The 21,919-nt window shown below is 63.7% G+C and carries 21 protein-coding genes, 1 other RNA gene and 1 riboswitch; of the genes, 10 read left to right on the top strand and 12 right to left on the bottom strand.

Annotated elements, in window-relative coordinates; all coding sequences use genetic code 11:
• The 7 genes from ACTJLC_RS24215 to ACTJLC_RS24185 all read right to left on the bottom strand — a co-directional run bounded on the left by ACTJLC_RS24215 (nt 1) and on the right by ACTJLC_RS24185 (nt 7,900).
• The gene (locus tag ACTJLC_RS24215; protein WP_310134824.1) at nt 1-1,416 is read right to left on the bottom strand and encodes a Fic family protein; all 1,416 of its coding nucleotides are present in this window, start codon (nt 1,414-1,416) and stop codon (nt 1-3) included.
• 221 nt (nt 1,417-1,637) lie between these two features.
• Nucleotides 1,638-2,228, bottom strand: a complete 591-nt coding sequence (cobC, locus tag ACTJLC_RS24210; RefSeq protein WP_310134827.1) for an alpha-ribazole phosphatase — start codon at nt 2,226-2,228, stop codon at nt 1,638-1,640.
• On the bottom strand, nt 2,213-2,989 hold the full coding sequence (locus ACTJLC_RS24205) for an adenosylcobinamide-GDP ribazoletransferase (RefSeq protein ID WP_440845458.1): 777 nt from the start codon (nt 2,987-2,989) through the stop codon (nt 2,213-2,215). Before ACTJLC_RS24205 ends, cobC begins: the two co-directional genes overlap by 16 nt.
• Nucleotides 2,990-3,022: 33 nt before the next feature.
• Entirely contained in the window at nt 3,023-4,084 is a 1,062-nt protein-coding gene (gene cobT, locus ACTJLC_RS24200) for a nicotinate-nucleotide--dimethylbenzimidazole phosphoribosyltransferase (protein WP_310134832.1), read from the bottom strand.
• 34 nt (nt 4,085-4,118) lie between these two features.
• Nucleotides 4,119-4,916, bottom strand: coding sequence for an ABC transporter ATP-binding protein (locus ACTJLC_RS24195; RefSeq protein WP_310134834.1), 798 nt, complete (start codon nt 4,914-4,916; stop codon nt 4,119-4,121).
• Entirely contained in the window at nt 4,913-5,974 is a 1,062-nt protein-coding gene (locus ACTJLC_RS24190) for a FecCD family ABC transporter permease (protein ID WP_310134837.1), read from the bottom strand. The genes ACTJLC_RS24195 and ACTJLC_RS24190 overlap by 4 nt, the downstream gene beginning before the upstream one ends.
• A gap of 27 nt (nt 5,975-6,001) precedes the next feature.
• Nucleotides 6,002-7,900: a TonB-dependent receptor plug domain-containing protein gene (locus tag ACTJLC_RS24185; protein ID WP_310134840.1), complete on the bottom strand. Its 1,899-nt coding sequence runs from the start codon at nt 7,898-7,900 to the stop codon at nt 6,002-6,004.
• Between the two features lie 89 nt (nt 7,901-7,989).
• Nucleotides 7,990-8,244, bottom strand: a riboswitch (cobalamin riboswitch).
• Nucleotides 8,245-8,451: 207 nt separating this feature from the next.
• Here ACTJLC_RS24185 and ACTJLC_RS24180 point away from each other — a divergent pair.
• From ACTJLC_RS24180 to ACTJLC_RS24160, 5 genes are all read left to right on the top strand, one after another.
• Nucleotides 8,452-8,808, top strand: a complete 357-nt coding sequence (locus tag ACTJLC_RS24180) for an ATPase (protein ID WP_073431959.1) — start codon at nt 8,452-8,454, stop codon at nt 8,806-8,808.
• A complete protein-coding gene (locus ACTJLC_RS24175; RefSeq protein ID WP_073431958.1) occupies nt 8,805-9,119 on the top strand; it encodes a cell division protein ZapA in 315 nt (104 codons plus the stop codon). Before ACTJLC_RS24180 ends, ACTJLC_RS24175 begins: the two co-directional genes overlap by 4 nt.
• Nucleotides 9,120-9,231: 112 nt before the next feature.
• Nucleotides 9,232-9,413, top strand: a non-coding RNA gene (gene ssrS, locus ACTJLC_RS24170) — 6S RNA.
• A 95-nt stretch (nt 9,414-9,508) separates the two neighbouring features.
• The gene (locus tag ACTJLC_RS24165; RefSeq protein ID WP_073431957.1) at nt 9,509-9,967 is read left to right on the top strand and encodes an EVE domain-containing protein; all 459 of its coding nucleotides are present in this window, start codon (nt 9,509-9,511) and stop codon (nt 9,965-9,967) included.
• Between the two features lie 234 nt (nt 9,968-10,201).
• Nucleotides 10,202-10,933 (top strand): SIMPL domain-containing protein, encoded by a 732-nt coding sequence (locus ACTJLC_RS24160; protein ID WP_073431956.1) that lies wholly within the window; start codon nt 10,202-10,204, stop codon nt 10,931-10,933.
• Between the two features lie 94 nt (nt 10,934-11,027).
• Here ACTJLC_RS24160 and lgt read toward each other — a convergent pair whose 3' ends face one another.
• Both lgt and ACTJLC_RS24150 read right to left on the bottom strand, forming a co-directional pair.
• Nucleotides 11,028-11,933, bottom strand: coding sequence for a prolipoprotein diacylglyceryl transferase (lgt, locus tag ACTJLC_RS24155; protein WP_073431955.1), 906 nt, complete (start codon nt 11,931-11,933; stop codon nt 11,028-11,030).
• A 134-nt stretch (nt 11,934-12,067) separates the two neighbouring features.
• Entirely contained in the window at nt 12,068-13,048 is a 981-nt protein-coding gene (locus ACTJLC_RS24150) for a LysR family transcriptional regulator (protein ID WP_114162006.1), read from the bottom strand.
• Between the two features lie 191 nt (nt 13,049-13,239).
• On the opposite strand from ACTJLC_RS24150, the gene ilvD reads away from it, so the two are divergent.
• Both ilvD and ACTJLC_RS24140 read left to right on the top strand, forming a co-directional pair.
• Nucleotides 13,240-14,913: a dihydroxy-acid dehydratase gene (ilvD, locus tag ACTJLC_RS24145; RefSeq protein ID WP_310134846.1), complete on the top strand. Its 1,674-nt coding sequence runs from the start codon at nt 13,240-13,242 to the stop codon at nt 14,911-14,913.
• Nucleotides 14,914-15,109: 196 nt separating this feature from the next.
• On the top strand, nt 15,110-15,451 hold the full coding sequence (locus tag ACTJLC_RS24140) for a c-type cytochrome (protein ID WP_073431952.1): 342 nt from the start codon (nt 15,110-15,112) through the stop codon (nt 15,449-15,451).
• A 73-nt stretch (nt 15,452-15,524) separates the two neighbouring features.
• On the opposite strand, the gene ACTJLC_RS24135 is transcribed toward ACTJLC_RS24140, so the two are convergent.
• The 3 genes from ACTJLC_RS24135 to ACTJLC_RS24125 form a co-directional block, all read right to left on the bottom strand.
• On the bottom strand, nt 15,525-16,169 hold the full coding sequence (locus ACTJLC_RS24135) for a DUF2486 family protein (protein WP_310134849.1): 645 nt from the start codon (nt 16,167-16,169) through the stop codon (nt 15,525-15,527).
• Nucleotides 16,170-16,262: 93 nt separating this feature from the next.
• Nucleotides 16,263-16,679 (bottom strand): DNA polymerase III subunit chi, encoded by a 417-nt coding sequence (locus ACTJLC_RS24130; protein ID WP_073431950.1) that lies wholly within the window; start codon nt 16,677-16,679, stop codon nt 16,263-16,265.
• Between the two features lie 52 nt (nt 16,680-16,731).
• The gene (locus ACTJLC_RS24125) at nt 16,732-18,243 is read right to left on the bottom strand and encodes a leucyl aminopeptidase (RefSeq protein WP_073431949.1); all 1,512 of its coding nucleotides are present in this window, start codon (nt 18,241-18,243) and stop codon (nt 16,732-16,734) included.
• A 137-nt stretch (nt 18,244-18,380) separates the two neighbouring features.
• Between ACTJLC_RS24125 and lptF the strand changes: the two genes are divergently transcribed.
• From lptF to ACTJLC_RS24110, 3 genes are read left to right on the top strand one after another with little or no spacing between them, the layout of a single operon-like run.
• Nucleotides 18,381-19,478, top strand: a complete 1,098-nt coding sequence (gene lptF, locus ACTJLC_RS24120; RefSeq protein WP_114162000.1) for an LPS export ABC transporter permease LptF — start codon at nt 18,381-18,383, stop codon at nt 19,476-19,478.
• A 3-nt stretch (nt 19,479-19,481) separates the two neighbouring features.
• Nucleotides 19,482-20,630 (top strand): LPS export ABC transporter permease LptG, encoded by a 1,149-nt coding sequence (gene lptG, locus ACTJLC_RS24115; RefSeq protein ID WP_083085795.1) that lies wholly within the window; start codon nt 19,482-19,484, stop codon nt 20,628-20,630.
• A 10-nt stretch (nt 20,631-20,640) separates the two neighbouring features.
• Nucleotides 20,641-21,021, top strand: a complete 381-nt coding sequence (locus ACTJLC_RS24110; protein ID WP_440845450.1) for a sirohydrochlorin chelatase — start codon at nt 20,641-20,643, stop codon at nt 21,019-21,021.
• The last annotated feature ends 898 nt before the right edge of the window (nt 21,022-21,919 follow it).

Below are 21,919 nucleotides of genomic sequence, written 5' to 3'. Positions count from 1 at the left end.
TCAACGTAACGCGGTCTCGGCGCGCTTGAACGGCCAGTGTTCGAACTCGGATAGCCGAAGCCTGTAACGCGCGACGTTGCCGGGATAAAGGTGATCGAGATCGGACTGGATCGCGTCGACAAACGACGACAGGTCGCCCGCGCTCACCCGCTCGCGCGCGAGTGTTTCAACCTCGCTCCGCGAGCCCGCGAGGCCGCCGCGAATCACCTCCTGCACCACCTGTATCAACGCATTGCGGTACTTGAGCCGAAACGCGTCCGGCTCGCCGATCGATTGGCGAATCGCCAGATAGCGCTGGCACGAACGCTCGTAGGCCCACATGAAAACGTCGCGCAACAGATCGACGCGATTGGTTTCGTAGACGCCGAGCGTGCCCTCGATATACGCCTTCCGCGGAACGTCCACGAACGATAGCGGACACAGATTCTCGCGAATCAACGGGATATTCGCGGCCAAACGCGAGACCCGCTTGTTGACGTCCTCGAACGGTTGCAGGTACGGCAGGTGCACCATGCTGAAAAAAGCCTGTTCGAAGGGATCGTCGATTCGCGCGGCCTTGTTCAGCAGCGCCTCGAAGCATTCCGCGATCTGCTGCGGCACGGCGAGCGGAAAAAACACGGTGCCGCTGATCTCCACTTCGCGCACGCGCAAGCGACCGCTCGCGAACGGGTCCGACATCAGGTTGTCGGAGAGGATCGCGTGAAGGTTCAGGACGGTGAAAGGGTTGAAGCCCACCTCGTCGGCGCTCTCAACGATCATTTCGATCGCGGCCTTGTGGTTCAGGATCATCTGCGTTTCCTGCGCGTCCTTGCCCTCCGCGATCTGCCCTTGCTCGATCAACCGCACCGTGTCGAGCCGCGTGTAGGTATTGCCCTCCAGCCGCGACGACGCCCACGATAAATCGATCAGAAGCCGGCCCATGATGTCGCGCGCATAAGTGCCCGCCGGCCGCGCATCCGCCGACGTGCGCCCCCACTCGTGAAGCCGCTCGCGCTGTGACTGCGATAGATAAGCGTCCTGATTCGGACGATAGCGTTCCAGAAAGGCGCGGTTGTAGCCGACCGGCCGGCGTTCGTGGAGCGGCCGGTTCACCTCCGCGCGCACTTCGAGGCCGTCGCTCGAGACCGGCACGTAAGCCTCGCTCGCGGTGCTTGCGCTGCCGGTGGGCTGCGCCGGAAGAACGCCGTCGCTGGCAGCGGGCACTCGCGTGTAGACGAGCGCCCGTCCCGCGCCTTCCGAGCCGATGCGGCCGGCTTCGAGCAGCCCGTCGAGCCGGCGTTGCAGCGTGCGCCGGGGCATGGGATGCCCGCGTGCGGCAACGGCCGCGGCGAGCGCGCGCACGCCTTGGCCCTCAGCGCTTGCGGCGATGAGCTGCTCGATCAGATCCAGTTCCTGTTTGATGCCCTTGCTGTTCATGCGCGCCACCGTGCAGTCGAAGTGGCGCGATTAGCACGGAATAGCGCCACCTTTCCAAGAATTATGGCACGAAACACGGGTTTCGTGCCAGATTCAGCGGCATAAAGTGGCACGAAACGCGATATCGTGACAAATTTCCCAGAAAAGTGGCACGCAAATCAAAACGAGGTGGCGCGATTTGAATGCAGCGTTTGCGCAGACGAATCGTTGCTTTGAATTCCTCACGCATTCCACCGCACCAACGACCACTGCCGCGCCTCGTCATCGCGGCGCAGCCAGACAATCCCGGTCATATCGAGCGACCACCGCAGACAGCGCTCCAACGGCACGTCCAGCACCAGCGACGCGATGGCCCGCATGACGCCCGCATGCGTGACCACGTAAGCCGGCGTCAGCTCGCGCGTTTGCGCGAACGCGTCGAACCACGCCCGCACCCGCGCGACGAATTGCGTCACGCTTTCGCCACCGTGCGCCCGCGCGTGCTCGAAGTTGGCCGCCCAGTCGTCGAGCAACTCGCGATCGATCGCATCCCAACGCCGCTCTTCCCAGTCGCCGAAGTTCATCTCCTTCAGACGATCGTCGTGACTGAGCGCGCAGCCGAAATCGTTCGACATCGCCGCCGCGAGCGCCGAGCAGCGCGTCGACGGACTCGACATCAACACGCGCGGCGCCGGCACCTGCAACGCGGCGAGCCGCAAGGCGAGCGCCGCCGCCGACACGTCGGCATCCTCGACGAGCGCGACGTCGCTTTGGCCGTAACAGACGCCGGCATCGACCACGACGGCGGGGTGACGAATCAGGACGATATCCATGCGAGCCCCATGAGATAGATGCTCAATTCGAAGACCTGCTGCGCGAAGCCGAGGCAATCGCCGGTATAGCCGCCGAGTCGTCTCACGAAATAACGGCCCATTGCGAAGCGCAGCGCCACCAGGACGAGCAGCGTCACGGCCGCGAAACGCCAATCCGCTGAAGCAGGTCCATTCGGCCACAGCAACCACGGCAAACCGAATATGGCCGCACAAAGCAACGCGGGCGCGGAGAGGCGCTGCGCGACCGGTTTGGCCTTGCCTTCGGCGCGCACGTAGTCGAGCGTGGCCAGATAGCTGATCGCGAATGCGCGGCTCGCCGCGTGCGCGCCGATCATCAGGCCCGCGGCGCGCATCGGCGGCAACGCGGCAAGCGTTTGCCACTTCAGCGCCAGGGCGATCACGAGCGCGATCGCGCCGAACGCGCCAATGCGCGAATCGTGCATGATGCGCAGCACGTTCTCGCGCGTATAGGCGCCACCGAACGCATCGACGCAATCGGCGAGACCGTCTTCGTGAAACGCGCCGGTGACGAGCAGCGACGCGGCCATCGACAACAGCACCGCGACGCCCGCTGGAAACACACGCAGCGCCGCGAGATAGACCAGCGCGCTCGATCCGCCGACCAACAAACCGACGAGCGGAAAATAACGCGCCGCCGCATGCAGATAGTGCGGCTCATAACCGACCCAGCGCGGCACGGGCACGCGCGTGAAATAACCGAGCGCGGTAAAGAAATAGCGCAGTTCGGCGAGCGGATTCATGAGTGGGCCGGAGGCAGGTTTCGAAATGACCGATCACGCATCGCGATTCGCGACGCCGGCCGATTCGAAGCTCGCCATCTCGTTGACGAACGCCGCCGCCGCGCGCAGCAGCGGCACCGCGAGCGCCGCGCCGGTGCCTTCGCCGAGGCGCATATCCAGCGACAACAACGGCTGCACGCCGAAATGATCGAGCATGCGCCGATGCCCCGCCTCGTTCGACGCATGCGCGAACACGCAGTACTCGCGCACGTTCGGCGTGAACGCATCCGCGACCAGCAGGGCCGAACTGGCGATGAAGCCGTCGACCAGAATCGTCATGCGCGCTTGCGCCGCCGCGAGATACGCGCCCGCCATCATCGCAATCTCGAAGCCGCCGAAGGTCGCGAGCACGTCGAGCGGATCGGAGGAAACGGCGTGACGGGCGAGCGCCGACGCGAGCACGTCGCGCTTTTTCGCGAGCCCGGCGTCGTCGAGACCGGTGCCGCGGCCGACGCATTCCTCGATCGGCACGTTGCACAAACGGCTCATCAGACAAGCGGCCGACGAGGTGTTCGCAATGCCCATCTCGCCGAACCCGATCACGTTGCTGCCGAGCGCCGCGTGATGCCGCACGCGCGCCGCGCCCGCCTGCATCGCGGCCAGCGCGTCGTCGCGGGTCATCGCGGGTTCACACGCGAAGTTGCGCGTGCCGGCCGCGACCGGAATGTCGACAAGACCTTCCGACGACGGCAACGGTGTCGCAATGCCGGCGTTGACCACTTCGAGTTCGATGCCGGCAACGCGGCTCAATGCGTTGATCGCCGCGCCGCCAGCCAGGAAGTTCGCGACCATCTGCGCGGTCACCGCTTGCGGATAGGGGCTCACGCCTTCATCGGCAATGCCGTGGTCGCCGGCGAATACGATCAGCGCCGGGCGCTCGACGGTGGGATGCGTCGTGCGCTGAATCAGGCCCATCTGGCGCGCGAGCGCCTCGAGCCGTCCAAGACTGCCCGGCGGCTTGGTCTTGGTGTCGATGATGTGTTGCAGGTCGTCGCGCAGCGTTTGATCGAGCGGTTCGGCTTCGAATAATCCCGACGAGCGTGGCAAGGAAGTCATAAGGTTTTTTAAAAGGAAGGTTTTGACAAAGCGCTCAGCGCGGCGCGGGAATCAGCGCCTCGTGTTCGCCGTCGCGTATCAGGATCAACGGATAGCCGAATGCGCGGCTCGTCAGCGCGGGGGTCAGCACGTCGTGCACCGGTCCGGCGTAAGCGCCGCCGTCACCGTCGAGCAATAGCGCATGGGTCGCGAAGCGGCGCGCGAGGTTCAGATCGTGACAGGAAAACAGCACTGTACGCCCAGGCTCATGCGCCCACCCGCCCAGCGCTTCGAGACAATCGATCTGGTGGTGCAGATCGAGATGCGACAGCGGTTCGTCGAGCAGCAGCAACGGCGCGTCCTGACATAACACCGCGGCGAGCGCCACGCGTTGACGCTCGCCGCCCGAGAGCGACAACACGTCGCGCGTGGCGAATGCGGCGAGGCCCAGCAACTCAAGCGCGGCATGCGCGGCGTCGCGATCGGCCTCGCGCTCCCAGCCCCAGCCCGTCAGATGCGGGAAGCGATTCAGCATCACGATGTCGAGCACGCTCGCACTGAACGCGTTCGCTGCGCTTTGCGGCATCAGCGCGCGGCGTTGCGCGAGCGGCAGCGGTTGCCAGTCGGCCAGGCGCACGCCGTCGAGTTCGACCTGACCCGCCGACGGCTGCAACAGACCCGCGAGCGTGGCGAGCAGCGTCGTCTTGCCCGCGCCGTTCGGGCCGGCGACGCACCAGAGTTCGCCTTCGTAGAACGTATGCGTGAACGCTTCGAGCAAGGTGCGCGTGCCGGCACGCAAGGTCAGACGTTGCACGCTGAGCGCGGCGTGGGAGGCGTCGTGTGCTTTCATCATCGGCGCCTGTGCAGCAGCATCCACAGAAACACCGGCACGCCGATGATCGAGGTGATTACGCCGACCGGCAACTGCGCCGGCGCTATCGCGGTGCGCGCGATCAGATCGGCGCCCATCACCGCGACGCCCCCGCCGAGCGCCGCGGCGGGCAGCAGCATGCGCTGATCGTTGCCGAACGCGAGCCGCAGCATATGCGGCACCACGAGGCCGACAAAGCCGATCGTGCCCGCGGTGGTCACCGCCGCGGCCGCCGCCAGCGACGCCACCAGGTACACGCGCAAGCGCAGCGGCACCACGGCGACGCCCAACGCTTGCGCGGCGGCATCGCCGCGCAGCAGCACATTGAGCCGCGGCGCGGCGGGCACGATCGCAAGCAGCGCGACGGCGAGCACGGCGAGCGCCGTCCACGGCATCGCACCGCCGTTGAGATCGCCGGTCAGCCAGAACAGCATGCCGCGCAAGCGATTGTCGGGCGCGAGGTTCAGCAGCAACGTGATGAGTGCGCCCCAGCCCGCCGCGATCACCGCGCCGGTCAGCAGCAAACGCGGCGACGTATCCTGCGGCTCGCCGCGCCACAGTTCGCGCCGTGCGAGACCGAGCACCAGCAGGATCGACACGAACGCGCCGGCGAATGCGCTGGCGTCGACGATCCACCACGCGCCACCCGCGATCATCGCGACGAGAGCGAACGTCGCCGCGCCGCCTGACACGCCTAACACGTAGGGTTCGGCCAGCGGATTGCGCAACAGCACTTGCAGCAGCGCGCCGGCCAACGCGAGCAACGCGCCGCATGCGAAGCCCGCCAACGCGCGGGGCAAACGCAGCGTGCGAACGATCTCGGCGGTCAGATCGGCGGACCCGCCATGCGCCGTGGACGAGGGCATCAGCGCCGCCAACACGCGGCCGGGCGCAAGCGCCACGCTGCCTAGTGCGAGCGACGCCATCAACACGACGAGCGCGACCACCGCGAGCGCGAGCCAGATCGCGGCGGCACGCTTCGCGTTCATGACGCGAAGCGTGCTCGTGGTTGGGGTGGTCGAACTCGAACCGCGGTTCATCGGCGCGTGCTCATGCGGGAACGTTCGTCACTGCTGCTGCCAGGCAACCGTGACATACGCACCGCGCCTGGGCGAGTTATACGAGTAGGCCGTTTCATAGTCCTTGTTCAACAGGTTATGGATTTGCGCGGCCACGTACCACGCTTTCGTGATGTTGTAGCGCGCCGACAGATTCACCACGCCGTAGCCGCCCAGCTTGCCGCTGCTATCCTCGCGCGCGCCGCTCACGATCCACTCGCCGCCCACGCGCCAGCCGGCGATGCTGCGATTCACCGCGAGCGATCCAAAACGCCGCGCGCGCCGCAGAAGGTCGGCATCTTTGTCGAGGTCGACGGGATTTTGCAGCGTCAACGACGCACGCACGTCCGTCTTGCCGACATGGCCGCTCCACGATCCTTCGAGTCCCTGCACCTTCGCATGCCCGACGTTCTCGGCCAGATAGATGCCGGGCGTCACCTGCTGATAATCGATCAGATTCGAATAGCGCGTCTGGAACGCGCTCAGGCGCATCACGCCGAGCGCGTTCGACGCGTACTGCAACGCGGCCTCGATCGAATGACTGCGCTCCGGCTGAATCGACGCGTTGCCGCTGTACGGATAGTACAGATCGTCGAAGCTCGGCGCGCGAAACGAATCCGAATAGCTTGCAGTCGCCTTCCAATGGCCGGTGATGTCGAAACCGTAGCCGAGATAGTAACTGTTCGCTCCGCCGAAATCGGAATACTGGTCGCGCCGCACATTGGCCTGAATCTTGTTGCGCCCAAAGCGCCCCGTATAGCCGACGAAACCCGAATCCACATGACGATCCGGTGCCGCGAACGTATCCGAGTCGAGGCTTTGATCGAGATGCTCATAGCCCACCTGCAACTTCTGCTGCGCGGCGAACGCGAAATCGTTCTGCCACGTGTACTGGCGATTGTCGGTATCGAAGCGGCCGTTATAGATGCCGTTGGTCTTCGACACGCTGCGGTCGTCGCCTTCGGAGACGATGAAGTGCGTGGTCCACCAATCGGTCAGCTTGCCGTTCGCGAACACCGACATCTGACGCACCTTGCTATACAGATTGTTTGAATCGGTCGGCACGCCATACGCGTTGTCGTAACTGTTGTTGCCGTTCGACTGGAAATACGTGACGCCCGCGTTCCATTGGTCGTTGAACCTGTGACGCAGCGAAGCCGAAATGCTTTCGTTCAGATAGCCGTTTGCGTTCGGATTGGCTTGCGGCGCCTCGCGCGGATTCAGCGACGAGAAGCCGTCGTCCTTCGAACGGGCGAGCGACAGGTTGAAGGTGGTGGCGCCGTCCTTATCCAATGCGCCGTTCACGCCGGCCTGCTGCGTCTGCGTGTGATAGCTGCCGTAGTCCACCGAAAAGTTGAAACGCGGCGGATGGTCGCCGCCGTCTTTCGTGAACACCTGCACCACGCCGCCGATCGCGCCCGAACCGTATAGCGCGGACACGTTGCCGTTCACCACTTCAACGTGATCGATCTGGTCGAGCGGGATCTGCGCGAGTTGCGATGTACCGAGGCTCACCGAGTCGACCCGCACGCCGTCGATCAGCACCAGCGATTGCGTCGACGACGCGCCACGCAAAAACAGACTCGTGGTCGAACCAGGACCACCTGTACGCGAGATTTGCGCGCCGGGGGCAAGTTGCAGCAGGCCGGGCAAGTCGGTCGCGGTGCTGTCGGCGATGTCCTGCTGATCGAACAGCGCCGTCGGCGGAATCGCGTCGGCGAGCGCTTGCGGGCCACGCCCCGCCGTGACGACCACCGGCGACAACACGATGGGCGATGAACCTGCAGCCGCGGACGAGGTGGAAGAAGACGCACCGGAAGAGGTGGAAACAGCAGCGGCCTGAGCGTGCACGACGAGCGGCACGCCCGCAAAAACGAGCCACGCCGCGCGAGCGATGGGGGACAGCATGGGATGACATTCCTGTGGGTAACGTGCGCGGCCCGCTTCCCCGCAGGCCGATGCGTAACGAGGCGCCCGCGCTTTTCAACGTTTTCGCGGACGTTCCTCTCCCTCTGGCCGGTATCCGGGCTGGCGACACATCGATCCCGCCTTCCCACGCGTGACGCGCAGTGGCACACTCGCACGTTCAGCTTCGAACACGCGATCAGGACCGACCTGCATGATGAATGCGGTCGCTTACCGTTGCGGGGGCAGCGCAGGTTCGCGCGTTCTGGCGAACGACGCGCCCTGCTTCCCGTTTAACTGCGCGCACTGTGAAAGCGCGCGCGGGCACCAGAGTGCGGCCAGTTTAGGAGCGGCCCCGGAGCCCGTCAAGAATCGTTGATCGTTGCGCGATCTGTTCGGTTAAGTGCGGGTTATTGTCCGATGCGCGAGTACTTTTTCATCATATGGTCGATCAATGCCTGCATAAAGCGAGGTTGTTACGTCTCGAAACGAGACAAATGTCGGAACCCGCGATATTCCGCGCTAAAATGCGATGTCTTTAGAGGACGCAGCACATGCTCACCGAACTCGAAACACTTTCACAGAACATCGGCAAGCTGATCGCGATCAGCCAGCGCCACAACGAAGCGCGCCTCGCGCTCGAAGAGCAGCTCGCCCAATCACGCGCCGAAGTCGAAGCCACGCGCACGGAACTTGCAATGCTTCGCGAGGAACGCGATGCGCTGCAAGCGGAACGCGACGCACTGTCGGCCAAGATCGACGACGCCCAGGTGCGGCTGAATGCGATTCTCGAGAAACTGCCGCGGGCACGCGCGCACAATGAGCCGGACAACCAGCTCGATCTGCTCGAGCCCGCTCAGCATCAAGCCGAAACCGGGAGCGACGTGACCCGCCACGGAGAAAACGCATGACCACGAAGCAGATCGAAGTGTCGATTCTCGGCGTGCCCTATCGTCTCGCCTGCTCGGCTGAAACAGAAGGCGCACTGCTTGAAGCGGTCGCGCGTGTCGACGCCGAAATGTCGAAGATCCGCAATAACAGCAACGTGCGCGGCACGGATCGCATTGCCGTCATGGCTGCGCTGTCGCTGGCATCGGAACTGCTTAAGCTGCAAAGCAGCGTGCGGCACGGAGAAGCATTTCCCGCTGAGGAAATCCGGCGTACAATGCATCAAATGAACGAGCAACTGGGTACTGTGATCGAGCAGTACAGCATGCAATAATTATCTAGTGGCCGGTCGCGAGATTGGCTGCGGATTCAAGCGAAGTGCATGAGCGGTAGTCAACAAGACTCGGCAAACGTTTGAATTCCATCGTTTTAGTTTCATCGGTTTAGCTTCCCTGCCTGGTTCGCCAAGGTCATATATTCCTTGAACCAATGCCATGTGCACGGTTGCGGAAATTTGTAGCACGGGCGTGCGCGTCACTCTGTCTGATGTACCCGAAGTGTTGCTAACTGCGACCAATTCTGAACCCCCGGTTCAGGATGCCGGCCTAGCGGCTAAGGCGGGGACCTTATTTGGAACGGCATCGGACTTCGGTTCGGTGCCGTTTTTCTTTGGGCCTCGATTTTCTTCCGCATCTTCAAACCCTTAACGTTCCAATTCGATTCATGCGCTACTGGCTAATGAAGTCCGAACCGGACGAAGCAAGCATCGACCATCTCGCCCACGCACCGCACCGCACGCTGCCGTGGACCGGCGTGCGCAACTATCAGGCGCGCAATTTCATGCGCGACATGATGCAGGTCGGCGACGGCGTGCTGTTCTATCACTCGAGTTGTCCCGAGCCGGGCATTGCGGGGCTCGCCGAGGTATCGTCCACTGCTTATCCGGACCCCACCCAGTTCGACACGAAGAGTCCCTACTACGACCCGAAGTCGTCGCAGGAAACGCCGCGCTGGATGCTCGTCGACGTCGTGTTCAAGAAGAAGATCCCGCTGATTCCGCTTGCCGCATTGCGCGAGCACGAAGAATTGAAGGACATGCGCGTGCTCGCCAAAGGCAACCGCCTGTCGATCACGCCGGTGACCGAAGCCGAATGGCGCTTCATCACCCAACGACTCATTTGACATTGCACGCGCACGCGGCACGTTACGGCCCGATCCATGCGCCGAACTGCGCGCGGCAAGGATCGAGCCTGTCAGGCAACGTCAAATTAGGGAACCAAGCTCAGGTTACAAGCGCCTAACGGACTCGCAAACGCTGGACCGCAAACGCCGTGCCATTGGCTCATGCCGATGGCGTCGCCAATGCGCGGCGTTCGCTCCGATCGTGCATCACCTGTTCAGGCAAGGAGTCCAACAATGAAGAAAAACACCGCACGTGCAATCGCGCTCGCTCTCGCATGCATCGCTCCCACCGCGCTCGCGCTCACGCCGGCCGTGGCTCGCGCGCAGAACGCGCCGCAGTATCAGCCGGCGGGCGTGCTGTCGCTAAACGCACAGGCCAGCGCGGACGTGCCGCAAGACGTGGTCGACATCACGCTGTTCTACGAGCAGGAAGCGAAGGATCCGTCGGCGCTCACGTCGACGTTGAATCAACGCGCCGACTCGGCGCTGCAAAAAGCCAAGGGCGTGAACGAGGTGACGGCGCGCACGGGTTCGTTCTCGATCTATCCGTCCACCGATCGTGACGGGCGCATTTCCGCATGGCGCGGCCGCACGGAGGTCGTGCTCAAGTCGCGCGACTTCGCCGCGGCTTCGAAGCTCGCGGGCCAATTGGCATCGATCATGCAAGTCGGCAACGTGCAGTTCTCGCTGTCGCCCGAAGCGCAGCGCGCCGCGGAACAGAAGCTCACCGGCGAGGCCATCAAGTCGTTCCGCGAGCAGGCCGCTTCGTCGGCGCAAGCATTCGGCTACGGCGGTTATTCGATTCGCGAGGTCAACGTCGGGCACAACGGCGTCATTCCGCGCCCCATGATGATGATGAGCGCGCGCGCCATGAGCGCCGACGCCAAGGTCTCGGCGCCCATGCCGATCGAAGGCGGCACGTCGACCGTGACGGTCAACGTATCGGGTTCGGTGCAAATGAAGTAACGCGTTTTGCGCTGAATCTCACGCACCGCTGTTAAAAAGCCACGGCATGCCGTGGCTTTTTAATTGACTACGAAGACAACAGATAGCGCGGCGCTCAGTTCGCGCCCGCCGCCACCGCCGGTTCGCGTCGCGCCCGGCGATAAGACCACACCAGCATCGCGATGCCCGCGACGATCATCGGCAGCGAGAGCCACTGCCCCATCGACAGCCCCATTGCCAGCAGCCCAAGGAAGTCGTCCGGTTCGCGCGCGAACTCCACCGTGAAGCGCGCGAGGCCGTAGCCGATCAGGAACACCGCCGAAATCGCGCCCAGCGGCTTCGGTTTGCGCGAGAAGAAGAACAGCACGAAGAACAACGCGACACCTTCCAGCGCGATCTCATACAACTGCGACGGATGACGCGGCAGCATGTGATATTGCGTGAACACCTCGCTCAGATGCCATTGCGCGCCAAGCTGCGGATGCGCGGCGAGCCATGCGGCGTCTTCCGGCGCGGCGCCCGGAAACAGCATCGCCCACGGCGCGGCCGGGTCGGTCACGCGGCCCCACAACTCGCCGTTGATGAAGTTGCCGAGGCGTCCCGCCGCGAGCCCCGTCGGCACCATCGGCGCGACGAAATCGGTGACTTGCAGCCACGAGCGTTTGCGCTGATGCGCGAACAGCGCCATGGCCACCGTCACGCCGAGAAAGCCGCCGTGAAACGACATGCCGCCTTCCCACACCTTGAAGATGTCGAGCGGATGCGCGAAATAAAAACTCGCCTTGTAGAACAGCACATAGCCGAGCCGGCCGCCGAGAATCGTACCGAGCACGCCGTAGAACAGCATGTCGTCGATGTCCTTCGCGGTCCAGCCTTGCGCGGCGACATACGGCAAGCGCAGCCGCAGCCGGCCGACCACGATCGCCGCGATGAACGCGACGAGGTACATGAGGCCGTACCAGCGCACGGCGAGCGGCCCCAGATGAATGGCAATGGGGTCGAAATTCGGGTGAATGAGCATCGTGTTGTTATGGGCGGTTCAGGTTCAGAAGCGGATTGTTCAAGCGATTGTCGAATGGCGGAAAGCGGTGCACGCAGCGGGCGGCGCATGCGTTGGACGGTGCGGCGCGCAATGCGTTCGCGGCCGCCCCACTGCTAAAGACGCGGCATGGACTGCGCCTCGACAGTGGCCGCATGCGCGCGCACGATTTCGATGAAGCCCGCGAGCACCGGGCTCACCTCCGCGGTACGCCAGACCAGCCCCGTTTCAATCGCGGGCACCGACTCCGAGAGCGGCCGGTACACGACGCCGGTGCGGCGCAGATTACGCAACGATTGCGGCACCAGTGCGACACCCATTCCCGCCGAGACGAGGCTCACGATGGTCTGCATCTGGATCGCCTCCTGGCCGACGCGGGGCGCGAGGCCCGCCACGCCGTAGCAATCCATAATGATGTCATAAAAGCCCGGCGCCAAACGCCTTGGAAAGATCACGAGCGGCGCGTCGGCGACGTCGCGCAGGCTGACGGGCGTGTCGAGCCACTCGGCCTGCGGGTCCGCATCGGACCCGGCGGCGGCGCCTAGCCGCTGCGCCAGTTCCGTCGACATCGCAATCACCAGCGGCTCGCGGGCGATCGGCAGCCACGAGAGTTGCGTCGCATGACGCGACGGCAGCGGCGCGATCACGAGCCCCGCGTCGATGCGCCCGGCTACCAGTTCGTCCACCTGCACGTCGCTGGTGGCTTCGGTCAATTCGAGCCGCACACGCGGATGCCTCGCGCCGAAATCGCGCAGCAGCAGCGGCAGCAAGCCGTAATCCGCGGTGGAGACGAACGCCAGCGACAGCACGCCCGCCTCGCCGCGCGCGAGGCTTTGCGCGAGCGGCCGCAAGCCCTCGGCGCTCGCCAGCAGGCGCTGCACTTCGGGCAGCAGATCGGCGCCCACCGGCGTGAGTTCGACCGAGCGCTTGGTGCGCGCGAACAGTTCGACGCCAAGCGTCTCCTCCAGCGCGCGAATCGCCTGCGACAACGGCGGCTGCGTCATCGAAAGGCGCGCGGCGGCGCGCCCGAAGTGCTTTTCTTCGGCGACGGTGACGAAATAGCGCAACTGGCGCAAATCGGGAATGGCGGGCAGCATGATTAATAGATTTTACGACCTAGTCGAGCCCGAATAATATATTGGACAGGCGCTTTGCAAAACCGCATCCTTGCGCGACGCGTCGGAACTACACTGAACTGACGCGCCGGCGGCACCCGCCGGCAAGCGCATCGACAAGGTCCGCGGCGAACCTGCAGCCCGGGTCAAAACAAAACAGACTGGAGTTCCCCATGGCATACAACCGTCGTTCGAAGAACATCACGCAAGGCGTGGCGCGTTCGCCGAACCGCTCGATGTACTACGCGCTCGGCTATCAGAAGGAAGACTTCGACAAGCCGATGATCGGCATCGCCAACGGCCACTCGACCATCACGCCATGCAACGCCGGCCTGCAGCGTCTGGCCGACGCGGCCGTCGCCGCGGTCAAGGGCGCCGATGCGAATCCGCAGATCTTCGGCACGCCGACGATCTCGGACGGCATGTCGATGGGCACCGAAGGCATGAAGTACTCGCTCGTGTCGCGCGAAGTCATCGCCGACTGCATCGAGACCTGCGTGCAAGGCCAGTGGATGGACGGCGTGGTCGTGATCGGCGGCTGCGACAAGAACATGCCGGGCGGCATGATCGGCATGTTGCGCGCGAATGTGCCGAGCATCTACGTGTACGGCGGCACGATCCGTCCGGGCAACTGGAAGGGCACGGACCTGACCATCGTGTCGTCGTTCGAGGCAGTGGGCGAGTTCACGGCCGGCCGCATGTCGCAGGAAGATTTCGAAGGGGTCGAAAAGAACGCGTGTCCGTCGACGGGTTCATGCGGCGGCATGTACACCGCCAACACGATGAGCTCGTCGTTCGAGGCGCTCGGCATGTCGCTGCTGTACTCGTCGACGATGGCCAATCCCGATCAGGAAAAGGTCGACTCGGCCGCCGAATCGGCACGCGTGCTGGTGGAAGCGGTCAAGAAGGATCTGAAGCCGCGCGACATCATCACGAAGAAGTCGATCGAAAACGCCGTGGCCGTGATCATGGCCACGGGCGGCTCGACCAACGCCGTGCTTCACTTCCTCGCGATCGCGCACGCGGCCGAAGTGGCATGGAGCATCGAGGACTTCGAGCGCATGCGCAAGAAGGTGCCGGTGATCTGCAACCTGAAGCCGTCGGGCCAGTTCGTCGCGACCGATCTGCACAAGGCCGGCGGCATTCCGCAAGTCATGAAGATCCTGCTCGACGCGGGTCTTTTGCACGGCGACTGCATCACGATCACCGGCAGGACGATCGCCGAGGAACTAAAAGACGTGCCGGGCAAGCCGCGCGCCGACCAGCAGGTGATTTTCCCGATCGAGCAGGCGCTGTACAACGAAGGCCACCTTGCGATCCTCAAGGGCAATCTCGCCGAAGACGGCGCGGTCGCCAAGATCACCGGCTTGAAGAACCCGGTCATCACCGGCCCGGCGCGCGTGTTCGACGACGAGCAAAGCGCGCTGGAAGCGATCCTGGCCGACAGGATCGTCGCCGGCGATGTGGTGGTGCTGCGCTATCTCGGCCCGAAGGGCGGCCCCGGCATGCCGGAGATGCTCGCGCCCACTTCCGCGATCATCGGCAAGGGTCTCGGCGAAAGCGTCGGCTTGATCACCGACGGCCGTTTTTCGGGCGGCACGTGGGGCATGGTGGTCGGTCACGTCGCGCCGGAAGCGTTCGTGGGCGGCACGATCGCCTTCGTGCAGGAAGGCGACTCGATCACGATCGACGCGCATAAGCTGCTGCTGCAACTGAACATCGACGACGCCGAATTGCAGCGTCGCCGCGCGGCATGGCAGCAACCGAAGCCGCGCTACACGCGTGGCGTGCTCGCGAAGTATTCGGCACTCGCGCTGCCCGCCAACAAGGGCGCGGTGACGGGCTGATCCAACGCCGTTGGGCACGCCGCGGATTCGGCCTGGTTGCGGGGCGAAGCTGAAGCTCCGGGTCGTGTGTGCGTCGTGAGCGGTGGGCGACAAGCGGCTACGTAAAAGCGCAAAGGGGCGCACGGCAAACCGTGCGCCCCTTTGCTTTTATAATGCTTGCACCACAAGCCGGGCACCTGCACCGGTGGAGACCAGAATGAAATCAATGTCGTATGCAGCGCTTGCAATAGCCGGCGTGCTGGGCGCGACCCTAAGCGCCGGCAGTCCCGCGGCGCACGCGGAGGCCGCCGCCGGACTCATGCTGGCGCAGCAGCAGAACTGCATGAGCTGCCATTCGGTATCCCGTTCTTTCATGGGACCGGCACTGCACGACGTCGCGGCGAAATATGCCGTCCGCGAAGACGCCGTCACGTATCTGAAGCGCAAGATTCTGGATGGCAGCACGGGCGTATGGGGTCCGGTGCCGATGCCCGCGAACACGCAACTCACGCCTGACCAGGCGGCCACGCTCGCGAGCTGGGTGATGACGCTCAAGTGAAGGCGCTTTGCTAAAAGCGCCGAACGAAGGCGCCAAATGAAGGCGCCAGCAAGGGCGCCCCTGCTTCATCACATCAGGCGTTGCCTGAGCGCCGCGCCATTTCTTCTTCCACCGCGTCCCGTACCCAGCCGCTCATCTCGGTCTCCAGACTCAGCGCCACTTCGCGCGTGATCTGGTTGACGAGCCTGGCGGTGTGGTCCTGCAATGCATCGCGGCAGCGCGCTTCGATGATGCCGCGCCCCTCGCCTGCCAGAAAACCCGCGAACCGTGCGCGCAGCCGTTCGGCAATCGCATCCGCATCGAGGCCCGCCTGTGCCTGGTCGACGGGTTCGCGAGCGATGTCCGGCGGCACGGTCGCGCCGGCCTCTAGCGGCGCAAACGGCTCGGTTCGGTCGAACACGCCCGGTTGCGCAGCCAGCGCGGCTTCGCGCTCGTGTAGCGAGTCAAGGGCGGGGTGCGCTCTTGTCCGCTTTCTCGGCTGAGCGTGTTCCGCGTGATGCGCGGGTTCCCCCGCCTGCGCGGAGTCCCGGGCAAGAGCAGGTTCGCCCGCATGTACCGGTTCGGGCGCAAGCACCGGTTCGACAGCGAAGCTCGGTTCGCGCGGCGCGCCAGGCTCGGGCGCCGGTTGCGTGGCCGCCGCGGGACGCGCCTGGGCAGGATTGCCCGGTACGAGCACCTCGTGCAGCACCGGGATCGAATTGTCGTTGGAATCGGACACGTGCGCTCTCCGTGTTTGAGTCGAAGCCGAGGCAGGCCGCGCGCACGCCGCATCCTAAGACAACGACACAACGCGACGCGGGCGTGATAAGACCTAACTGCCCTGCTTGTAATTGTTCAAAGCATAGCCGCGATCGCGATAGAAACGATAGCGTTCGCGGCCAGCAGCGAGTTCGTCGTGTGCGTTACCGACCACTTCCAGCAATCTTTCGAAACGCGCGAACTGCGGCGGCACCGTTGCCCCGAGATTGAGCAGCACCTGATGATGCGGCACGTCGTCGAGGTTCGTGGCGAGCACGATCGGGGTTTGCGCGGCGAGCGGCGTGCCCGCCATGCAGTGCGGCACGAAGTCGAGCGGCGAGAACGTCCACAACTGTTCGTCGAACGCGCGCAGGCGCGCGGGCTCGGCCAGCACGATGGTCGGCTGGCCCGCCTGATACGCCTTGCGGACCAGGCGGCACGCATACAGCAGCGAATCGCCGACGTTCGAGTGAAAGTCGATTCTCGTCATCGGCGGCTCCGCTTTGCTTCCACAGACGCACTTTCAACCTTACAGCAATGCGTCATTGCGCGGCGCGGTCGATCAGGAACTGCGCGAGCAAGGGCACCGGACGGCCGGTGGCGCCCTTCGCCGCGCCGCTCTTCCAGGCCGTGCCGGCGATGTCCAGATGCGCCCACGGATAGGCATCGGTGAAGCGCGACAGGAAGCACGCCGCCGTCACGCTGCCCGCCGGACGCCCGCCGATGTTGGCGACATCGGCGAAGTTCGACTTGAGCTGATCCTGGTACTCGTCGTCGAGCGGCAGGCGCCAGGCCGGATCGGATGCTTCGCGCGATGCGTCGAGCAACTCGCCCGCCAGCGCGTCGTCTTTCGAAAAGAGGCCGCTGTTGTGATGGCCCAGCGCGATGATGCAAGCGCCCGTCAGCGTGGCGATGTCGATCACCGCCGCCGGCTTGAAGCGCTCGGCGTAGGTGAGCGCGTCGCACAGGATCAGGCGGCCTTCGGCGTCGGTGTTCAGCACTTCGATCGTCAGGCCCTTCATGCTGGTGACGATATCGCCCGGCTTGGTGGCGGTGGCCGACGGCATGTTCTCGACCGCCGGGATGATGCCGACGACGTTGATTTTCAGGCCCATTTCGGCGACGGCGCGCAACGTGCCCAGCACCGAACCGGCGCCGCACATGTCGTACTTCATTTCGTCCATGCCTTCGCCCGGCTTGAGCGAGATGCCGCCCGTGTCGAACGTGACGCCCTTGCCGACCAGCACCACCGGCGCGGCCTTCGCGGCGCCGCCCTGGTACTGCAGCACGATGAACTGCGCCGGCTCGACCGAGCCTGCCGTGACCGACAGGAACGAGCCCATCTTGAGCGCTTCACACTGCTTCTCGCCGAGCACCTCGACCTTCAGCTTCCAGTCCTTGGCGAGCTTCTTCGCGGTGTTGGCGAGGTAGGTGGGCGTGCAGACGTTGCTTGGCAGATTGCCGAGGTCGCGCGTGAGGTCCATGCCGTTGGCGAGCGCGGCGCCCTGCTTCGCGGCGAGCTTGGCGGCCTTCTCGTCGCCGGTGTTGACGCTGAAGACGATGCGCTTCAACGCGCGCGCGCCGTTCTCCGGCTTGCTCTTCATCTGCGTGAACTTGTAGGTCAGTTCGCGCAGCGCGAGGATCGCGGCGCGCACGCCCCATTCCGCCGAGCGCTCCTGGATCGGCAACTGCGCGAGCGTGAAGGTGACCTGGACGATCTTGGTGCCGAGCAGCGCGCGCCAGGCGGCCCGCACGGCTTCGCCGTAGGCCTTCTGACCGAACGCGTCCTGTTTGCCGAGGCCGACGAGCAGCACGCGCGACGCGCCGATGCCCGACACTTCGTGGAGGAACTGCGTGGTGCCTGCCTTGCCTTCCATGTCGCCCGCCTTGATGATGCGGGTGAGAAGGCCCTTGGTGGCCGCGTCGATTTCCAGCGCTGCGCCCGAGAGCGTCTGCGACTCGAACACGCCGATTACGATGCAATCCGATTTCCCGGTCAGGAAACCGTTTGACGAGCCTTTGGTCCAATCACAGGCTTTTATGCTAAAGTCCATCGCGCTTGTCCTCGGATAAAATCTGGGCTTAGGATGAAAGCCGCAATTATCCGCTATTTTTCCCGCGGCGGCTGCACCGGGGGCGTGATGGGGAGCAACCCGCGCGCCGCCGAGAGCGCCCCCTCTCGTCATCAATAATGATCTTCGAACGCTCCCTCCAGCGCGAACTCGCGTACACGGCTGGTGCCGTGTTCATGGTTCTGCTCACGCTCGTGCTGACGACGATGATGATCCGCATCGTCGGCTTCGCGGCCTCGGGCGAGATCGACCCGCGCGACGTGCTGGTCCTGATCGGCCTGACCGTGATCGGCTATCTGGCGATCATGCTCGTCGCTACCCTGTTCGTGTCGATCCTGTTCGTCCTCACACGCTGGTACAAAGACTCCGAGATGGTCGTATGGCTGTCGTCGGGCGTGAGTCTCACGCAATTCATCAAGCCGATCGGCGTCTTTGCCACGCCGATCATCCTCCTCATCATGTTCTTCGTGTTCGTCGGCTGGCCCTGGTCGAACCAGCAGAACAAACTGATTCGCGCGCGCTTCCAGCAGCGCGACGAGGTTTCGCTGCTCGCGCCGGGCCAGTTCCGCGAATCGGCCAGCAGCCACCGGGTGTTCTTCATCGAGAAGATGTCGCCCGATCAGGGGCATGTCGAGAACGTGTTCGTGACCAGCACCGAGAACGGCAAGGTCAATGTCGTGGTGTCGAAGAACGGCCATACCGAGACGCGCAAGAACGGCGACCGCTTCGTGGTGCTGGAAAACGGCCGCCGCTACGACGGCGAACCGGGGCACCCCGATTTCCGCATCATGGAATTCGAGCGCTATGGCGTGAAGATCCAGAGCCAGCCGGTCGTCAACAAGCCGACCACCACCGGCACACCCACGCTCACGCTGTTGCGCAATCCGACCCGCGAGAACCTCGCCGAATTCGCATGGCGCGCGGGACTGCCGCTGATCGCGATCAACCTGATGCTGCTCGCGATTCCGCTTGCGCATCAGAATCCGCGACGCAGCCGCACCATCAACCTGGTGATGGCGGTCCTCATCTATCTGACGTATTCGAATCTGTTGAACGTGGTGCAGGCGTGGATCGAGCAAGGCAAGCTGTCGTTCGGGGTTGGGCTCGTGAGCCTGCACGTCGTCGTGGCGGCGATCGTCGCGTTCATTTTCTGGCTGCGCGTGCGCAACCGGCCGCTTTTCACGCGGGCGATGTTCAACCGTTCGCGGGGGAGCTGAGCGATGCGCATCTATGAAAGGTATTTCGCGCGTCAGATCTACCTCACGTTCATCTTCATTCTGTTTGCGTTTTCGGGTCTGTTCTTTTTCTTCGACCTGATCAACGAACTGAATTCCGTCGGCCACGGCAACTACAAGTTCCAGTACGCGGTGCTGCGGGTTGCGCTGCAAACGCCTTCGCGGTTCTACGAAATCATTCCGGTCGCCGCGTTGATCAGCGCGATCTATGTGTTCGCGCAGATGGCGGCGAACTCCGAGTACACGATTTTCCGCGTGTCCGGTCTCGCCACCAATCAGGCGCTGCGCTCGCTGCTGAAGATCGGCGTTCCGCTCGTGTTCCTCACGTATCTGATCGGCGAAGTGGTCGGCCCGTACACGGATCAATTGTCGGAGCGCGTGCGGCTCGAGGCGATGGGCTCGTCGGTATCGAGCAATTTCGAGTCGGGCGTGTGGGTGAAGGACACGCTCACGGCGCGCTCGGACGGCGAGCAGGTCACGCGTTTCGTGAACGTCGGCGAATTGAAGCCCGACGCCACGATCAGCAACGTGCGCATTTACGAATTCGATTCGAAGTTCCGCTTGTCGAACGTCCGCATGGCCAAGAGCGGCAAGTACCAGCCGCCGGGTCATTGGCAACTGACGGGCGTGACCGATACGCAGTTGATCGACGTAGCGCCGCCCACCGGCACGCCCGCCGATGCGTTGAACCCCGTGTACCGCGCGAAGCAGGTGAGCTTGCCGGAGTATTCGCTGCGTTCGGAATTGACGCCGCAGATTCTGTCGGTGCTGCTGGTGTCGCCGGACCGCATGTCGATGTTCAACCTGTTCCGCTACATCCAGCATTTGACGGAGAATCATCAGGACACGCAGCGGTATGAAATCGCGCTGTGGCGCAAGCTGCTGTATCCGTTCGCGGTGTTCGTGATGCTGGTGTTGTCGCTGCCGTTTGCTTATCTGCATACACGCGCCGGCGTGGTGGGCGTGAAGGTGTTCGGCGGGATTATGCTGGGGATGAGTTTCCAATTGTTCAACACGCTGTTCTCGCACATCGGCACGTTGAATACGTGGCCAGCGGCGTTGACCGCGGCCACTCCGGGGCTCGTGTACCTGGTGCTCGGGTTAGTCGGATTGAAGTGGGTCGATCGCCATTAGGAGCCTTGTCATGGCTACACATGGGATGGTGTTGTTTGCGCATGGCGCGCGCGATGTGCGCTGGCGCGAGCCGTTCGAGCGGCTCGCCGACAAACTGCGGGCCGCGCGGGCATCTCGCGGCGAGGCCGGGCCGGTTTTGTTGGCCTTTCTCGAGTTGATGAAGCCTGATTTGCCGACGGCTGTTGGGGTTCTTGTCGCTGACGGGTGTTCTGTCGTTACCGTTGTGCCGGTTTTTTTTGGGCAAGGTGGGCATGTTCGCCGGGATTTGCCTGCGGTGGTCGAGCGGTGTCGCGGGTTGTTTCCTTCTGCCGAGATTCGGTGTGCTGTTGCCGTTGGCGAGGATGATCTCGTTTTGGATGCTGTGGCTGAGTATTGCCTTCGGCAGGTTTGATTTTTTTGCCTGGTCGGCGGGTTGGGGTGTGGCTTTGTTGTTTTGTTGTTTTGGCCTTTGCTTGATTTGTTAGTGGTCTATTAGCGTTGCCCCTGTGCGGGGCGGCACCTACTTTTCTTTGCCGGCCGCAAAGAAAAGTAGGCAAAAGAAAGCGGCTCAAACCGCTAACTTTTAAGTGGGTCCCCTGGCTTGGAGGGGATCGTGGTGCATCTGGAATCCGTGTTCTCGCGCACTCCGCGTTCGTGACACAGCAGTCATTCTTCCGGCGACGCTGCGCGCGCCGTCGCGGTACTTCATCAAACCCCGCGGCGCTCTTGGGGTTAAGTGGTACTTCATCGAACCATGCGCTGCTTCTGGCGCTAAGCGGTACTTCATCAAATCACGTGCAGCTTCTGGGGCTAAGTGGTGTTTCATCGAACCATGCACTGCTTCTGGGGCTAAGCGAAACTTCGTCAAGTTATGCGCCGCTTCTGGGCTAAGCGGTACTTCCATTCAACTCGTGCCTGGCTCTGCCGCACACATTTAGCGCCACGCCGAGGCGAAGCCGACGGCCCCCACGCGCACAAACGAAGCCGTTGGTTTGCGGGCAGACCCTTCCGCCGAGCGCGGAGCGCGAGGCGGGAAGTATGACTGCCTTGTCACGAACGCGGAGTGTGCGAGAGCACGGATTCCAGATGCACCACGATCCCCTCCAAGCCAGGGGACCCACTTAAAAATTAGCGGTGTGAGCCGCTTTCTTTTGCCTACTTTTCTTTGCGGCCGGCAAAGAAAAGTAGGTGTGTAGTGGTCCAATGACTCTGGACACCTCTAAAGGGGATAATCTCCAACCGAGGTGAGAAATGAGCAGACGGAACATAACCGACGAATTCAGGGCCGAGGCGGTGCAGCTGGTTGTCGC

Origin of the sequence: Paraburkholderia sp. 22099, from assembly GCF_052045835.1 — a bacterium.
Lineage (GTDB): Bacteria > Pseudomonadota > Gammaproteobacteria > Burkholderiales > Burkholderiaceae > Paraburkholderia > Paraburkholderia terricola.
The sequence above is the reverse complement of the archived record's forward strand: the minus strand, read 5'-3'. Positions and strand labels throughout refer to the sequence as shown.

Excerpts from the sequence above, each read along its gene's own strand:
- ACTJLC_RS24140 (WP_073431952.1), top strand. The coding sequence starts at position 15,110 with ATGAAATCAATGTCGTATGCAGCGCTTGCAATAGCCGGCGTGCTGGGC.
- ACTJLC_RS24175 (WP_073431958.1), top strand. The coding sequence starts at position 8,805 with ATGACCACGAAGCAGATCGAAGTGTCGATTCTCGGCGTGCCCTATCGT.
- lgt (WP_073431955.1), bottom strand. The coding sequence starts at position 11,933 with ATGCTCATTCACCCGAATTTCGACCCCATTGCCATTCATCTGGGGCCG.
- ACTJLC_RS24125 (WP_073431949.1), bottom strand. The coding sequence starts at position 18,243 with ATGGACTTTAGCATAAAAGCCTGTGATTGGACCAAAGGCTCGTCAAAC.
- ACTJLC_RS24185 (WP_310134840.1), bottom strand. The coding sequence starts at position 7,900 with ATGCTGTCCCCCATCGCTCGCGCGGCGTGGCTCGTTTTTGCGGGCGTG.
- lptF (WP_114162000.1), top strand. The coding sequence starts at position 18,381 with ATGATCTTCGAACGCTCCCTCCAGCGCGAACTCGCGTACACGGCTGGT.
- lptG (WP_083085795.1), top strand. The coding sequence starts at position 19,482 with ATGCGCATCTATGAAAGGTATTTCGCGCGTCAGATCTACCTCACGTTC.
- ACTJLC_RS24215 (WP_310134824.1), bottom strand. The coding sequence starts at position 1,416 with ATGAACAGCAAGGGCATCAAACAGGAACTGGATCTGATCGAGCAGCTC.
- ACTJLC_RS24180 (WP_073431959.1), top strand. The coding sequence starts at position 8,452 with ATGCTCACCGAACTCGAAACACTTTCACAGAACATCGGCAAGCTGATC.
- ACTJLC_RS24130 (WP_073431950.1), bottom strand. The coding sequence starts at position 16,679 with ATGACGAGAATCGACTTTCACTCGAACGTCGGCGATTCGCTGCTGTAT.
- ACTJLC_RS24110 (WP_440845450.1), top strand. The coding sequence starts at position 20,641 with ATGGCTACACATGGGATGGTGTTGTTTGCGCATGGCGCGCGCGATGTG.
- ACTJLC_RS24205 (WP_440845458.1), bottom strand. The coding sequence starts at position 2,989 with ATGAATCCGCTCGCCGAACTGCGCTATTTCTTTACCGCGCTCGGTTAT.
- ACTJLC_RS24160 (WP_073431956.1), top strand. The coding sequence starts at position 10,202 with ATGAAGAAAAACACCGCACGTGCAATCGCGCTCGCTCTCGCATGCATC.
- ACTJLC_RS24195 (WP_310134834.1), bottom strand. The coding sequence starts at position 4,916 with ATGATGAAAGCACACGACGCCTCCCACGCCGCGCTCAGCGTGCAACGT.
- cobT (WP_310134832.1), bottom strand. The coding sequence starts at position 4,084 with ATGACTTCCTTGCCACGCTCGTCGGGATTATTCGAAGCCGAACCGCTC.
- ACTJLC_RS24150 (WP_114162006.1), bottom strand. The coding sequence starts at position 13,048 with ATGCTGCCCGCCATTCCCGATTTGCGCCAGTTGCGCTATTTCGTCACC.
- cobC (WP_310134827.1), bottom strand. The coding sequence starts at position 2,228 with ATGGATATCGTCCTGATTCGTCACCCCGCCGTCGTGGTCGATGCCGGC.
- ACTJLC_RS24190 (WP_310134837.1), bottom strand. The coding sequence starts at position 5,974 with ATGAACCGCGGTTCGAGTTCGACCACCCCAACCACGAGCACGCTTCGC.
- ilvD (WP_310134846.1), top strand. The coding sequence starts at position 13,240 with ATGGCATACAACCGTCGTTCGAAGAACATCACGCAAGGCGTGGCGCGT.
- ACTJLC_RS24165 (WP_073431957.1), top strand. The coding sequence starts at position 9,509 with ATGCGCTACTGGCTAATGAAGTCCGAACCGGACGAAGCAAGCATCGAC.